This is a genomic window from Streptomyces sp. NPDC101225 (genome assembly GCF_044767585.1).
GTDB lineage: Bacteria > Actinomycetota > Actinomycetes > Streptomycetales > Streptomycetaceae > Streptomyces.
The window spans coordinates 62,578-76,050 of record NZ_JBIWOE010000016.1 but is presented as its reverse complement, the minus strand read 5'-3'; the positions used below and the strand labels follow the sequence as shown (position 1 = coordinate 76,050).

Below are 13,473 nucleotides of genomic sequence, written 5' to 3'. Positions count from 1 at the left end.
TGGAAGCGAACGAAGCTGTCGGACTTATCGAAGTAAACGTCCGGGTCCGATGGGGCTCAGCGGCGCGACATGTAGATGTCGAGCGCCTTGTGGAGCAGCTTGTTGAGCGGGAAGTCCCACTCGCCGAGGTACTCGGCGGCCTGGCCGCCCGTGCCCACCTTGAACTGGATGAGGCCGAAGAGATGGTCGGTCTCGTCCAGCGAGTCGGAGATGCCGCGCAGGTCGTAGACGGTCGCGCCGAGCGCATAGGCGTCCCGCAGCATCCGCCACTGCATCGCGTTCGAGGGCCGGACCTCACGGCCGATGTTGTCGGAGGCGCCGTAGGAGTACCAGACGTGCCCGCCGACGATCAGCATGGTCGCCGCCGACAGGTTCACGCCGTTGTGCCGGGCGAAGTACAGCCGCATGCGGTTGGGGTCCTCGGAGTTGAGGGCCGACCACATGCGCTGGAAGTACGACAGCGGGCGGGGCCGGAAGTGGTCGCGCACAGCCGTGATCTCGTACAGCCGCTGCCATTCCTCGAGGTCCTGGTAGCCGCCCTGGACCACCTCGACACCGGCCTTCTCGGCCTTCTTGATGTTGCGGCGCCACAGCTGGTTGAAGTTCTTGTGGACCTCTTCCAGGGAGCGGTTGGCCAACGGCACCTGGAAGACGTACCGCGGCTGGACGTCGCCGAAGCCGGCCCCGCCGTCCTCGCCCTGCTGCCAGCCCATCCGGCGCAGCTTGTCGGAGACCTCGAAGGCCCGCGGCTCGATGAAGTCGGCCTCGATGTCGCGCAGCCGTTTCACGTCCGGGTTCTGGATGCCCTGCTTGATGGAGCCGGCCTCCCAGCGCCGGATGATCACCGGCGGGCCCATCTTCACGGAGAAGGCACCCTGCTGCTTGAGGTGCGCGAGCATCGGTTCCAGCCACTCGTTCAGATTCGGCGCGAACCAGTTGATGACCGGTCCCTCGGGCAGGTAGGCGAGGTAGCGCTTGATCTTGGGCAGCTGACGGTAGAGGACGAGACCCGCGCCGACCATCTCGCCGGTGCGCCCGTCGAACCAGCCGAGGTTCTCCGAGCGCCACTCCGCCTTGACGTCCGCCCAGGCCGGAACCTGCATGTGGCTCGCCGACGGCAGGCTCTGGATGTACGCCAGATGCTGCTCGCGGCTGATCGTCCTCAGGGTCAGGCTCATTCGGGGCGCTCCTCGGGCTGGTGTGTCCCCATGGGTTCAGGGGCTCCGGCTCTCGCGCCGAAGCCTACTGCGCCGTGCGAGCGCCCCGAGTGGGCGTACGAAACCCGCGCCCCGGCTCGTGGGCCGCCGTGGCGTTCCGTGGCGTTTTATGGAGAGTTGGGGAGACGGTGTCCCTGGCGTCAGCTGATGACCCCGCCGAAGAGACCGCCGTGCGCCATGCCGAGGAAGAATCCGACACCCGAAGCGCCGAGGCCCAGGATGAGGCCGAAGCGTTCGCGGGTCGTCTCCGAGATCCACTGGCCGTACGCGCCGGTGAGAATCCCCACCAGGCCGGCCCAGGAGCTCAGCAGATGCAGGTGGTTGAAGAAGCCCGTCACGAACGCCACCAGGCCGAGCACCAGGGTCACCGCGAGCAGCGTGTCCTGGAGGGGATGGGGCTTTCCGTCCGTGGCGAAGAGACCTCCGACGGTATTGGGTCGCAATGCTTGTGCCATGGGGCACCTCCTGCGGAAGACGGCGCATCGTAGCGCCATGCACACCCGATGTGTACAGACTGACGGCCCTGGTGCTCGGATTTCAACCGGAAGCCGGTGTGCGGGTACTCTGTACGGTCTGCACCGGTGTCTGCCCAGGCACAGCCGGGGAAACCGCCCAGGCCAGACCGGGGAGCCGCTCGACGGCCCCCGATTGTCAGTGGCGGCCGATACCGTTGCGTACGCATCACAACCCTCCTGCCACGGAACGACCGTGGCCGCTGAGTCCAAAGGAGGTGGGTTCCACATGCGTCACTACGAGGTGATGGTCATCCTCGACCCCGATCTCGAGGAGCGCGCTGTCTCCCCGCTGATCGAGAACTTCCTCTCCGTCGTCCGTGAGGGCAACGGAAAGGTCGAGAAGGTCGACACCTGGGGCCGTCGTCGTCTCTCGTACGAGATCAAGAAGAAGCCCGAGGGCATCTACTCGGTCATCGATCTGCAGGCCGAGCCTGCGGTCGTCAAGGAGCTCGACCGCCAGATGAACCTGAACGAGTCGGTCCTCCGGACCAAGGTCCTCCGTCCCGAGACCCACTGAGCTCCGGCTCAGTCGATCCCGGGATTCGAGTAGCAGCACAAGCAGCCAGCAGCAAACCCGCCGAGAGGTTCCCCATGGCAGGCGAGACCGTCATCACGGTCGTCGGCAATCTTGTCGATGACCCCGAGCTGCGCTTCACCCCTTCCGGTGCGGCGGTCGCGAAGTTCCGTGTCGCGTCCACTCCCCGCACCTTCGACCGTCAGACGAACGAGTGGAAGGACGGCGAGAGCCTGTTCCTGACCTGCTCGGTCTGGCGTCAGGCGGCGGAGAACGTCGCCGAGTCGCTCCAGCGAGGCATGCGCGTCATCGTGCAGGGCCGGCTGAAGCAGCGGTCCTACGAGGACCGTGAGGGCGTCAAGCGCACGGTCTACGAGCTGGACGTCGACGAGGTCGGCGCCAGCCTGCGCAACGCCACGGCCAAGGTCACCAAGACCAGCGGCCGCGGTGGCCAGGGTGGTTACAACGGTGGCGGCGGCGGTGGCGGCGGCCAGGGTGGCGGCGGCTGGGGCGGTGGCCCCGGCGGCGGTCAGCAGGGCGGCGGCGCTCCCGCTGACGACCCGTGGGCGACCGGCGCTCCCGCCGGTGGCAACCAGGGCGGCGGTGGCGGCTGGGGTGGAAACTCCGGCGGCGGTGGCGGTGGCGGCGGCTACTCGGACGAGCCCCCCTTCTAGGCCTCGGGCCGAGGGCGGGTCGTACCCAAACTTCTTGATCACACAGGAGAAACACCATGGCGAAGCCGCCTGTGCGCAAGCCTAAGAAGAAGGTCTGCGCTTTCTGCAAGGACAAGGTCACGTACGTGGACTACAAGGACACGAACATGCTGCGGAAGTTCATTTCCGACCGCGGCAAGATCCGTGCCCGCCGCGTGACCGGCAACTGCACGCAGCACCAGCGTGACGTCGCCACGGCCGTGAAGAACAGCCGTGAGATGGCGCTGCTGCCCTACACGTCCACCGCGCGCTAAGGGAAGGGTGACCGAATCATGAAGATCATCCTCACCCACGAGGTCTCTGGCCTCGGTGCCGCCGGCGACGTCGTCGACGTCAAGGACGGTTACGCTCGCAACTACCTGATCCCGCGGAAGTTCGCCATCCGCTGGACCAAGGGCGGCGAGAAGGACGTCGAGCAGATCCGTCGTGCTCGCAAGATCCACGAGATCCAGACCATCGAGCAGGCCAACCAGGTGAAGGCCCAGCTCGAGGGCGTCAAGGTCCGCCTGGCCGTCCGCTCCGGCGACGCCGGTCGTCTTTTCGGTTCCGTCACCCCGGCCGACATCGCTTCCGCGATCAAGGCCTCCGGTGGTCCCGAGGTCGACAAGCGCCGCATCGAGCTGGGCTCGCCGATCAAGACGCTGGGCGCCCACGAGACGTCCGTGCGTCTGCACCCCGAGGTTGCCGCCAAGGTCAACATCGAGGTCGTCGCGGCCTGATCGCTGCGGTCTGCCTGTGCAGTGGTGAGAGGGGCCGCACCCCTGAGGTGCGGCCCCTCTTTCATGCTGTGGCGCTGGTTTCACGTGAAACGCGGCAACCGCGATGTTTCACGTGAAACGGCTCAACGCGTCGCGCCGGTGACGATCCAGCGGTCCGAGCGGGCACGCAGCCAGAGCGTGATCAGGCGGACCGTCATCATCAGGGTCATCGCTCCCCACAGCGCGGTGAGTCCGCCGCCGAGGGCCGGGACCAGGAGCGCCACCGGGCTGAAGACCGCCAGGGTGACCACCATGGCCCAGGCCAGGTAGGGCCCGTCGCCCGCGCCCATCAGGATGCCGTCCAGGACGAAGACCACGCCGCTGATCGGCTGTGAGAGCGCCACGATCACCAGAGCGGGCAGGGCCGTGTCCTTGACCACGGAGTCACTGGTGAACAGCGGCAGGAACACGGGGCGCGCCACGATCACCAGGGCGCCGAGCACGATCCCGACCGCGATGCCCCACTCGACCATCCTGCGGCAGGCGTCCCGGGCGCCCTGCCCGTCACCTGCGCCGAGATGCCGTCCGATGATGGCTTGGCCGGCGATGGCGATGGCGTCCAGTGCGAAGGCCAGCAGGCTCCACAGGGACAGGATGATCTGGTGGGCCGCGATGTCGGCGTCCCCCAGGCGGGCGGCGACGGCGGTGGCGATCAGCAGGATCGCCCGCAGGGACAACGTGCGGACCAGCAGGGGCACACCGGCCTGGGCCGAGAGCCGGATCCCGGCGGCATCGGGGAGCAAGGAGGCTCCGTGCCGCTGTGCTCCTCGGACGACCACCGTGAGGTAGACGAGGGCCATGCCGTACTGGGCGATGACCGTGCCCCAGGCGGAACCTGCGATGCCGAGGTCGGCGCCATAGACCAGGCATGCGTTGAGGGCGGCGTTGGCGACGAAGCCGCCGACGGCGACGTAGAGGGGTGTCTTCGTGTCCTGGAGGCCGCGGAGCACGCCGGTCGAGGCGAGGACGACGAGCATGGCCGGGATGCCGAGGGCCGAGATGCGGAGGTAGGTGGTGGCGTAGGGCGCCGCGGTGCCCGAAGCGCCGAAGAGGTTCACGAGGAACGGCGCTGCGGGAAGGACGGTGGCGATGACGGCCGTGCCGAGCAGGAGTGCCAGCCAGATGCCGTCCATGCCTTGCCGGATGGCGGCCTGGAGGTCGCCGGCGCCGACGCGTCGGGCGACGGCCGCGGTGGTGGCGTACGCGAGGAAGACGAAGACGCTGACCGCTGTCGTCAGGAGGGCGGAGGCGACACCGAGACCGGCGAGTGGTGCGGTGCCCAGGTGGCCGACGATCGCGCTGTCGGCCATGACGAACAGGGGCTCGGCGACGAGCGCACCGAAGGCCGGGACGGCCAGCGCGACGATCTCTCGATCGTGCTGTCGCCGGGTGGCCTTGGGGGGCGCTGGAGCCTGTGTCATGTGCACCAATGTAATCGTCCACAGGTAAGAGATACAACGGCAATGTGACCCTTACCTCGTCACGCTGTGTCTACGCATTCGGGCGTCGTTCGAAGAGATCTTGGTCCGACCGGGGAAGTTTTTCTTCTGCACAGCCGGTGGATGGGAAAGTTGCAGGTCAGAAGAGGTTTTCTGGGTGATGTACGCGCTTGTTCACAGGGCTGTCCACCGGGTCGTGCACAGGTTTTGCGGAGTTCTCCACAGCATCGGGGCCGTCGTCCACATGGCCTGTGGATAACCAGATTGGCTGACGCCGTCCGCGGGCCTACCGTGGTCCGGCGCCCGCTCCGTTCGTCGGCAGGGAGACCAACCCAGAACCGACGTCCACCAACCGGAGTTGGGCCTCTCATTTGTCAGTGCCGTGCCGTAGAAATAAGGGCATGGCTAGGTCCGCTCGGGGGCGGACGGGAGGAGGTGGCTCGGTGAGCATTTCCGAGCCCTTGGACGACCCGTGGGCCGACAGCGGTCCCAGCGATCGTCTGCCCGCCTCCCGTCGTCGCGGCGACGCAGGACGCGGTCGCGACGAGCAGCACGACCGGGGCCGCGACAGCGGCGAGTGGGAGGGCGGGAGCACCTCCTTCGAGCGGGTGCCGCCCCAGGACCTCGACGCCGAGCAGTCCGTTCTCGGCGGCATGCTGCTCTCCAAGGACGCCATCGCCGACGTCGTGGAGATCCTCAAGGGCCACGACTTCTACAAGCCCGCGCACGAGACGATCTTCGTCGCGATCCTCGACGTCTACGCCAAGGGCGAGCCGGCCGACCCCATCACCATCGCCGCCGAGCTCACCAAGCGCGGCGAGATCAACAAGGTGGGCGGGGCGTCGTATCTGCACACCCTCGTCCAGACCGTGCCGACGGCGGCCAACGCCGAGTACTACGCGGAGATCGTGCACGAGCGGGCGGTCCTGCGCCGCCTGGTCGAGGCCGGCACCCGCATCACGCAGATGGGATACGCGGCCGACGACGACGTCGACGAGATCGTCAACCGCGCCCAGGCGGAGATCTACGCGGTCACCGAACAGCGCACCAGCGAGGACTACCTGCCGCTCGGCGACATCATGGAGGGCGCGCTCGACGAGATCGAGGCGATCGGCTCCCGCTCCGGGGAGATGACCGGGGTACCCACGGGCTTCACCGACTTCGACTCGCTCACCAACGGTCTGCACCCGGGCCAGATGGTGGTCATCGCGGCCCGTCCGGCGATGGGCAAGTCCACCCTGGCGCTGGACTTCGCCCGGGCCGCCTCGATCAAGCACAATCTCCCGAGCGTCATCTTCTCGCTCGAGATGGGACGCAACGAGATCGCGATGCGTCTGCTGTCCGCCGAGGCCCGCGTGGCACTGCATCACATGCGCTCCGGCACCATGACCGACGAGGACTGGACGCGTCTGGCCCGCCGGATGCCGGACGTCTCGGCCGCACCGCTGTTCATCGACGACTCGCCGAACCTGTCGATGATGGAGATCCGGGCCAAGTGCCGCCGCCTCAAACAGCGCAACGACATCCGGCTGGTCGTCATCGACTATCTCCAGCTGATGCAGTCCGGCGGCTCCAAGCGCGCCGAGAACCGCCAGCAGGAGGTCTCGGACATGTCCCGTAACCTCAAGCTCCTCGCGAAGGAGCTGGAGATCCCGGTCATCGCGCTGTCCCAGCTCAACCGCGGTCCCGAGCAGCGCACCGACAAGAAGCCGATGGTCTCCGACCTGCGTGAATCCGGATCGATCGAGCAGGACGCCGACATGGTCATCCTGCTGCACCGCGAGGACGCCTACGAGAAGGAGTCGCCGCGCGCGGGCGAGGCCGACCTGATCGTGGCCAAACACCGTAACGGCCCGACGGCGACGATCACGGTCGCCTTCCAGGGCCACTACTCGCGGTTCGTGGACATGGCGCAGACCTGATCCGTCCGCCGCCGGGGCCGGCCCCTTCGTGCGCCGATCGCTGACCCGCACCCATGCACTCGACTCTCTCGCGTCCCGCGGGATGGACTGTGTGCATGACGACACCTCAGGAAGACCTGCTCCCCGGTACACGTCGGGCGTTGCTGCGCCGGATCGCCCTGGCCCAGGCCGAAGGGCGCGCGCCGTCCCTGGTCGCGGCGGTCGCGAGGGACGGCCGCGCGGTCTGGCACGGTGCGCGGACCTCGGTGGAGGGGCACGGTCCGGACGAGCACGTGCAGTACCGCGTCGGCTCGATCACCAAGACGTTCACGGCCGTTCTCGTGCTGCGGCTGCGGGACGAGGGCGCTCTCGACCTCGGCGATCCGCTGGAGAAGCACCTCCCGGGAACCGGCGCGGGGGAGGCGACCATCGCCGATCTCCTCGCCCATACGAGCGGATTGGCGGCGGAGTCGCCGGCCCCCTGGTGGGAGCGCACTCCAGGATCGCTGCGCCCCGAACTCGCCGACGTGCTGGGCGAGCAGCCCCTTCTGCATCCGGTGGGCCGACGCTTCCACTACTCCAATCCGGGCTACACCGTGCTGGGCGCGCTCGTCGAGAAGCTGCGCGGGGAGCCCTGGGAGGAGGTACTCCGGGGTGACGTGCTCGAACCCCTGGGCCTCGACCGCACGAGCGCCCGGCCGAGGGCACCGCACGCCGGCGGCTGGGCGGTACATCCCTGGGCCGACGTTCTGCTGCCCGAACCCACTGAGGACCTGGGACGGATGGCCCCCGCCGGGCAGCTCTGGTCCACCACGGGTGACCTGGCACGCTTTGCCGTCTTCCTGGCCCGCGGCGACGACAGGGTGCTGAGTGCCGAGACCGTGCGGGAGATGCGGACGCCCGCGGCGCCGGCCGAAGCGTCCGATGTGCTGGACGGCTCGGCGTACGGGCTGGGGCTGCAGATCCGGCGCCAGGACGGCCGGTTGCTCGTGGGACACTCCGGGTCGCTGCCGGGCTTTCTCGCCAACCTCACCATCAGTGTCGAGGACGATGTCGCGGCGGTGGTGCTGGCCAACTGCACGTCCGGACCACAGCTGTCCGACGTCGGTGCCGACCTGGTGCGGATCGTGGCGGACGCCGAGCCGCGCATTCCCGATCCATGGAGGCCGATGTCCGAGGTCGACGCGTCGACTCTGGAGGTGGCGGGACCGTGGTACTGGGGAACGTATGCCTTCGCCGTGCGGCTGTCCGCCGACGAGGGGGTCTCATTGGAGCCGCTGTCCGGCAGTGGCCGCCGTTCGCGCTTCACGGCGAACGGCGACGGCACCTGGACCGGCCGGGAGGGCTACTACGCCGGGGAGCTTCTGAAGGCCGTACGGCGCGCGGACGGAACCGTGAGTCACCTGGACCTCGGGTCGTTCGTGTTCACCCGCCGGCCGTACGACGAGGAGGCTTCTGCGCCGGGTGGGGTGGACCCGGAGGGGTGGCGGGGGATCGGCTGACGCCGCTGGCCCGGCGCGAAGGCTGTTTCACGTGAAACATGACCTCAGGGCACCGTGCATCACCTGATACCGCACCGCACGGCCTCACAGTGGAAGCTTGAAGCCCACGTGTGAGGCCGTGAAGCCGAGCCGCTCGTAGAAGCGATGGGCGTCGGTGCGGGAGCTGTCGGAGGTCAGCTGGACCAACTGGCAGCCCTGGCGCCGGGACTCGTCGATCGCCCACTCGATCAGCCGCGTGCCCAGGCCGCTGCCGCGCTCGTCGGTGTGGACACGGACGGCCTCGATGATCGATCTGGTGGCGCCGCGGCGCGACAGTCCGGGGACGACCGAGAGCTGCAGCGTGCCGACGACGCTGCTCTCGCGCACCGCGACGATCAGATACTGGTTCGGGTCGGAGGCGAGGCGTCGCAACGCCGTCAGGTAGGGCGTCAGATCGTCCGGTGACTCGCGCTGGGCCCCCAGAGGGTCGTCGGCGAGCATCGCGACGATCGCGGCCACGTCGGCCTCCGTGGCGGGCCGTATCTCAAGATCTCCCATGCCCGCACCCTACGCACAGCCGAGCTTGTGGGCAGGGCTCAGCCCGCTGCCACCGTCAACGGAGCGAACCGCCTGGTCCAGTCACCGGGCAGCTCCGTGATCCCGTACGTCATCACCGAGTTGAAGGAGACGCCCGCCAGCCCGCGCTCCTTCGCCCACGTCAGCAGCTCTGCGTGCCGTACGTCGATGTCGGTGCGCAGGGGACGGTCGGTGTGGGCGGCGAGAGTGGCGATGAGCGCCTTGGCCGTCTCCGTGTCGCGGGCGATCAACGGACCGACGACATGGGTGTCCATGTTGGGCCAGGCGGCCGCGTAGCCGATGAGCCGGCCGTCGTCCTCGGCGACCCGCATGCGGTCCGCGAACGCCGGCAGCCGCGTGATGACGGGCGTGCGGTCGGCGCCGAACACCTCCTCGTCGAGGCGGAGGATCGCGGTGAGGTCCTCGGCGGTGGCCGCCCGTGTCACGACCCCGGGCACCGGATCGCCGGGCGTGAAGTGACCTCTGAGCATCTCGGCCCGGCCGGTGACCTTGAAACCGAGCTCCTCGTAGAGCGGGCGTCCGTTGGGGGTCGCGTGCAGGGTCAGCGGCGTGGTGCCCATCGACGAGACGACGTGCCGCATCAGCCGGCGCCCGAGGCCCTGGCGGGCATGCCGTTCGGCGACCAGAACCATGCCGACGGCCCCCAGGGAAGGCTGGTCCTGAGCTCCGTACTCCGTGACGACGCAGGCGCTGACCAGGCCCCCGTCAGGGTCGTCGATGCCGTAGCCCTTTCCTGCCGTGAGGAGGAAGCCCCATTTGTGCTCCTCGCGTGGCCACCCCCGGTTCTCGGACAAGTCGGCGCAGGCGGCGAGATCCCGGAGCGTCAGACGGCGGATGGGGAGACGGGAGAGGGAGTCAGTGGGCACGCAGGTCAGGCTGTCCGACAGGCCCCCTCGTCGTCCACCCGTTTCCGACGAGAAGCAGGAGCTTTTGGCCATGTCGTGGCCAAGCGCATAGCCGACGGCATGCGGTGGACGTTTCACGTGAAACGTGGACCGTCCTGGAGCGGGGAGGATCCGGGCCGCAGGGACGGAGCGTCCGCCCTCTGGCCCCATGGCGCGACGTCATTCCACCGAAGCGCGTTCGGTGCGTACGCGGCGTTCGGATCAAAGTCGAGACGGCCGACCGGCTGCGCCGGGAATTCGGAGTGGCGCGGGCCGACTGCATCGCCTTCTGGGAGGCGTATGAACGGGTGCGCCGCGTCCGGTGACCGAATCCGGCACCGACGGGGAGACGGGTGGACGCAGTTTAACGGCACGAGGAGATCGAAGACCCGTATACCCGGTTTTGTGAAAGGGGCGCCCCAGCACGATGGGACGCTGTGCCAGCAGTGCCGCGGAAAGAGCGCCGCGCTCATCCCTCACTCACCGCCCGGCGCAAGCGCGCAGACCGACTGAAAGCCGTTCGAGGCGAGGCACACCATGAACGCTTCGACGACACCGGACGACAAGAGCACCGAGGGCACCGACGGCACCAAGGGTGCCGGGGACGGCGGTTCGCCGGATGCCCTGCTCATCCGCCGGACCATGGCCGAGGTGGCACCGATCGCCGACCAGGTCATCTCGTACTTCTACGCGCTGCTCTTCGTCCGTCGTCCGGATCTGCGACCGCTGTTCCCGGCGGCGATGGACATGCAGCGGGACCGGCTGTTCAGGGCCCTGCTCGGCGCGGCCGAGCACATCGACGACCCCGAGGCCCTCGTCGCGCAGCTGCACAGCCTCGGCCGCGGCCACCGCAAGTACGGGGCCACGGCCGCGCACTACCCGGCCGTCGGCGAGTGCCTCATGAATGCGCTGAGCAGGCATGCATCCGTCCACTGGGACGCCGAGACGGAGGCTGCCTGGGTCCGGGCGTACACGGCGATCTCGCAGATCATGATCGACGCCGCGGCGGCGGACGAACGGCGTGCGCCGGCCTGGTGGCACGCAGAGATCGTCGCGCACGAGCGCAGAACCCCGGACGTGGCGGTCGTGACGGTCCGCCCCGACCAGCCGTACCCGTTCCTCGCCGGGCAGTACACGAGCCTGGAGACGCCGTGGTGGCCGCGGATCTGGCGGCACTACTCCTTCGCCTCCACGCCGCGTTCCGACGGTCTGCTGACGTTCCATGTGAAGGCCGTTCCCACCGGCTGGGTCTCGACCGCGCTGGTGCACCGTGCCCGCCGTGGTGACGTCATCCGGCTCGGGCCGCCGGCCGGTTCGATGACCGTCGACCACACCACCGACAACGGACTGCTCTGCCTGGGCGGCGGCACGGGCATCGCGCCCATCAAGGCTCTCGTCGAGGACGTGGCCGAGCACGGCGCACGGCGGACGGTCGAGGTGTTCTACGGCGCCCGTACCGGCAACGACCTGTACGACATCGAGACGATGCTCAGGCTGCAGCAGTCCCATCCCTGGCTCTCGGTCCGCGCGGTCGTCGACCAGCAGACGCGGCGCCGGCTCCCGGACGCCCTTCGTGAGCACGGGCCCTGGAACGGGTACGACGCCTATCTGTCGGGTCCACCCGGGATGATCCGCAGCGGTGTGAGCGCCCTGAGGTACGCCGGCATCCCGTCGGAGCGCATCAGGCACGACGCGGTCGAGGACCTCGGCGTCGCGGGGGACTGACCCGGCGGCGTCAGCCCAGGTCCGGCGCGTGCATGGCGCGCACGCCCTCGATGTTCCCGTCGAGGTAGTGACGCAGGGACAGCGGCACGAGATGGACCGACGCGATCCCCACCCGGGTGAACGGGATCCGTACGATCTCGTACTCGCCGGCGGGCTCGTCCACTTCGGGGCCGTGCCGCAGGGACGTGTCCATGGACTCCAGATGGCAGACGAAGAAGTGCTGCACCTTCACGCCGGTCGCGCCGCCGTCCTCACCGATGTGCTCCACGGTGTCCACGAAGCAGGGCACCACGTCGGTGATCTTGGCGCCGAGTTCCTCGTACACCTCGCGGTGCAGGGCGTCGACGACGGTCGAGTCCTCGGGCTCGACCCCGCCACCGGGGGTGATCCAGTACGGATCGACACCGGGCTTGGTGCGCTTGATCAGGATCAGATGGTCGCCGTCCAGCAGAACGGCACGGGCGGTGCGCTTGACCACGGGTCGGACGGTCATGGGGGAAATGTGGCCCGGCTGGTTCCACGTGAAACATCGCGGGACGTGACCGGCCGGGATCTCCCCGTGACGGGCGGAAAGGCGCAGGTCAGCACCAGCGGTCGGCGGCCCGCAGCAGCCATTCGTGAGCCCGCGCGATGTGCGGCATCGCGAGAGTGCCGGTACGCACCACCAGGAAGTAGGTCCGCAGCGGAGGCACCGCCGGTTCGTGCAGAGCGACGATCTCGCCGCGTTCGAGCGCGGTGACGCACAGATAGCGGGGCAGGACCGCGAGCCCCGCGCCCGCGACGGCGCAGGCGAGGACGGCACGCAGATCGGGAACGATGACGGTGCCCGGGGCGCCGGGGCGGCAGTCGAAGACGGAGGCCCAGTAGCGGGAGACGAAAGGCAGCGACTCGTGCACCTCGATCACCGGGACGTCCTCCAGGGCCGGCGCTCCCTTGAGATCGGGCTTGCCGGAGCCGATCTGCTCGGCCCGCTGCGGGGCGGCGACGAGGACATGTTCCTCGTCGCACAGCGGAGTCGCCGTGAGCAGGGCGCCGCGCGGACGGGCGGTGCTGATGGCCAGATCGTGATGTCCGGCGGCCAGCCCCTCCAGGATTTCTTCGGCGTTGCCGAAGGAGGCGCGCAGGGCGAATCCCTGGCCTTCCTCGCCGGTCAGCTCCGTGAGCGCGGGAAGGGCCCGCTCGGCGGTGAACTCGGGGGGGCCGGCGAGATGCAGCGTCCGTAAGGAGGACTCGTCGTCGACGCCGGTCTCGGCGATCTCCACCAGGGCGTCCAGATGTGGGGCGGCCTTGTGCGCGAGTTCGTCGCCGATGGTCGTCGGAGTGACGCCGCGGGCCTGCCGCAGGAACAGAGGGCGGCCCAGCTGCCGCTCCAGCGTGCGGATCTGCGAGGTCACGGCCGGTTGCGACAGGCCGAGCAGGGCGGCGGCGCGGGTGAAGGAGCCGGCCCGGTGCACGGTCACGAAAGTGCGCAGCAAGGCCAGATCCATCGTTCGTCCTCCCCAGTTCCCTGCCCTTCTCCCGGCCCCCAGGCAGGGCCCAACTATAAATAAGTCGATAGGTCTCTGTCGCTACAGTGATTGGACACTGACACAGAGTCAACTAGCCTTGTTCGCGCGGTTCTTCGCGCGCGGGACCGGGGACGGTCCGAGCCACGAGGGGGGAGGCTCGGACCGTCCGTCGACGGGGCCGCGCGGTACGCGGTCGCGTGCCGCGCGGAGGCCGCCGGACC

At 68.9% G+C, this 13,473-nt stretch carries 14 protein-coding genes; 7 read left to right on the top strand and 7 right to left on the bottom strand.

The genetic code is table 11. From position 1 onward, the window contains the following. Nucleotides 1–56 precede the first annotated feature (56 nt). The gene (gene femX, locus ACIRPX_RS22765) at nucleotides 57–1,178 is read right to left on the bottom strand and encodes a peptidoglycan bridge formation glycyltransferase FemX (RefSeq protein WP_404197451.1); all 1,122 of its coding nucleotides are present in this window, start codon (nucleotides 1,176–1,178) and stop codon (nucleotides 57–59) included. 179 nt (nucleotides 1,179–1,357) lie between these two features. Beyond that, nucleotides 1,358–1,672: a hypothetical protein gene (locus tag ACIRPX_RS22760; protein ID WP_404197448.1), complete on the bottom strand. Its 315-nt coding sequence runs from the start codon at nucleotides 1,670–1,672 to the stop codon at nucleotides 1,358–1,360. Nucleotides 1,673–1,958: 286 nt separating this feature from the next. Here ACIRPX_RS22760 and rpsF point away from each other — a divergent pair, with 286 nt between their 5' ends. The 4 genes from rpsF to rplI all read left to right on the top strand — a co-directional run bounded on the left by rpsF (nucleotide 1,959) and on the right by rplI (nucleotide 3,678). After that, on the top strand, nucleotides 1,959–2,249 hold the full coding sequence (rpsF, locus tag ACIRPX_RS22755; RefSeq protein ID WP_006604399.1) for a 30S ribosomal protein S6: 291 nt from the start codon (nucleotides 1,959–1,961) through the stop codon (nucleotides 2,247–2,249). Nucleotides 2,250–2,323: 74 nt separating this feature from the next. After that, nucleotides 2,324–2,920, top strand: coding sequence for a single-stranded DNA-binding protein (locus ACIRPX_RS22750; protein ID WP_404197446.1), 597 nt, complete (start codon nucleotides 2,324–2,326; stop codon nucleotides 2,918–2,920). A 56-nt stretch (nucleotides 2,921–2,976) separates the two neighbouring features. Next, the gene (gene rpsR / locus ACIRPX_RS22745; RefSeq protein WP_003949403.1) at nucleotides 2,977–3,213 is read left to right on the top strand and encodes a 30S ribosomal protein S18; all 237 of its coding nucleotides are present in this window, start codon (nucleotides 2,977–2,979) and stop codon (nucleotides 3,211–3,213) included. Nucleotides 3,214–3,231: 18 nt separating this feature from the next. Beyond that, entirely contained in the window at nucleotides 3,232–3,678 is a 447-nt protein-coding gene (gene rplI / locus ACIRPX_RS22740; protein ID WP_010032778.1) for a 50S ribosomal protein L9, read from the top strand. Between the two features lie 122 nt (nucleotides 3,679–3,800). Here the strand turns inward: rplI and ACIRPX_RS22735 are convergent, their stop codons facing one another. Next, nucleotides 3,801–5,147: an MATE family efflux transporter gene (locus ACIRPX_RS22735; protein WP_404197443.1), complete on the bottom strand. Its 1,347-nt coding sequence runs from the start codon at nucleotides 5,145–5,147 to the stop codon at nucleotides 3,801–3,803. Nucleotides 5,148–5,599: 452 nt separating this feature from the next. On the opposite strand from ACIRPX_RS22735, the gene dnaB reads away from it, so the two are divergent. After that, on the top strand, nucleotides 5,600–7,078 hold the full coding sequence (gene dnaB / locus ACIRPX_RS22730; RefSeq protein WP_404197440.1) for a replicative DNA helicase: 1,479 nt from the start codon (nucleotides 5,600–5,602) through the stop codon (nucleotides 7,076–7,078). 95 nt (nucleotides 7,079–7,173) lie between these two features. After that, nucleotides 7,174–8,559 (top strand): serine hydrolase domain-containing protein, encoded by a 1,386-nt coding sequence (locus tag ACIRPX_RS22725; protein WP_404197438.1) that lies wholly within the window; start codon nucleotides 7,174–7,176, stop codon nucleotides 8,557–8,559. An 84-nt stretch (nucleotides 8,560–8,643) separates the two neighbouring features. On the opposite strand, the gene ACIRPX_RS22720 is transcribed toward ACIRPX_RS22725, so the two are convergent. Next, nucleotides 8,644–9,096, bottom strand: coding sequence for a GNAT family N-acetyltransferase (locus ACIRPX_RS22720; protein ID WP_404197436.1), 453 nt, complete (start codon nucleotides 9,094–9,096; stop codon nucleotides 8,644–8,646). 38 nt (nucleotides 9,097–9,134) lie between these two features. Then, complete coding sequence (locus tag ACIRPX_RS22715) at nucleotides 9,135–10,001, bottom strand: GNAT family N-acetyltransferase (protein WP_404197434.1); 867 nt, start codon at nucleotides 9,999–10,001, stop codon at nucleotides 9,135–9,137. Nucleotides 10,002–10,556: 555 nt separating this feature from the next. On the opposite strand from ACIRPX_RS22715, the gene ACIRPX_RS22710 reads away from it, so the two are divergent. Continuing rightward, a complete protein-coding gene (locus ACIRPX_RS22710) occupies nucleotides 10,557–11,744 on the top strand; it encodes a globin domain-containing protein (protein ID WP_404197431.1) in 1,188 nt (395 codons plus the stop codon). A 10-nt stretch (nucleotides 11,745–11,754) separates the two neighbouring features. Here the strand turns inward: ACIRPX_RS22710 and ACIRPX_RS22705 are convergent, their stop codons facing one another. Together ACIRPX_RS22705 and ACIRPX_RS22700 are read right to left on the bottom strand one after the other, a co-directional pair. Beyond that, nucleotides 11,755–12,237: an NUDIX domain-containing protein gene (locus ACIRPX_RS22705; protein ID WP_404197429.1), complete on the bottom strand. Its 483-nt coding sequence runs from the start codon at nucleotides 12,235–12,237 to the stop codon at nucleotides 11,755–11,757. A gap of 88 nt (nucleotides 12,238–12,325) precedes the next feature. Then, nucleotides 12,326–13,231 (bottom strand): LysR family transcriptional regulator, encoded by a 906-nt coding sequence (locus ACIRPX_RS22700; protein ID WP_404197426.1) that lies wholly within the window; start codon nucleotides 13,229–13,231, stop codon nucleotides 12,326–12,328. Between the last annotated feature and the right edge of the window lie 242 nt (nucleotides 13,232–13,473).

Coding starts and splice junctions, on each gene's coding strand:
- ACIRPX_RS22760 (WP_404197448.1), bottom strand. CDS start 1,672: ATGGCACAAGCATTGCGACCCAATACCGTCGGAGGTCTCTTCGCCACG.
- ACIRPX_RS22700 (WP_404197426.1), bottom strand. CDS start 13,231: ATGGATCTGGCCTTGCTGCGCACTTTCGTGACCGTGCACCGGGCCGGC.
- rpsF (WP_006604399.1), top strand. CDS start 1,959: ATGCGTCACTACGAGGTGATGGTCATCCTCGACCCCGATCTCGAGGAG.
- ACIRPX_RS22725 (WP_404197438.1), top strand. CDS start 7,174: ATGACGACACCTCAGGAAGACCTGCTCCCCGGTACACGTCGGGCGTTG.
- ACIRPX_RS22705 (WP_404197429.1), bottom strand. CDS start 12,237: ATGACCGTCCGACCCGTGGTCAAGCGCACCGCCCGTGCCGTTCTGCTG.
- ACIRPX_RS22750 (WP_404197446.1), top strand. CDS start 2,324: ATGGCAGGCGAGACCGTCATCACGGTCGTCGGCAATCTTGTCGATGAC.
- rpsR (WP_003949403.1), top strand. CDS start 2,977: ATGGCGAAGCCGCCTGTGCGCAAGCCTAAGAAGAAGGTCTGCGCTTTC.
- rplI (WP_010032778.1), top strand. CDS start 3,232: ATGAAGATCATCCTCACCCACGAGGTCTCTGGCCTCGGTGCCGCCGGC.
- ACIRPX_RS22720 (WP_404197436.1), bottom strand. CDS start 9,096: ATGGGAGATCTTGAGATACGGCCCGCCACGGAGGCCGACGTGGCCGCG.
- ACIRPX_RS22710 (WP_404197431.1), top strand. CDS start 10,557: ATGAACGCTTCGACGACACCGGACGACAAGAGCACCGAGGGCACCGAC.
- femX (WP_404197451.1), bottom strand. CDS start 1,178: ATGAGCCTGACCCTGAGGACGATCAGCCGCGAGCAGCATCTGGCGTAC.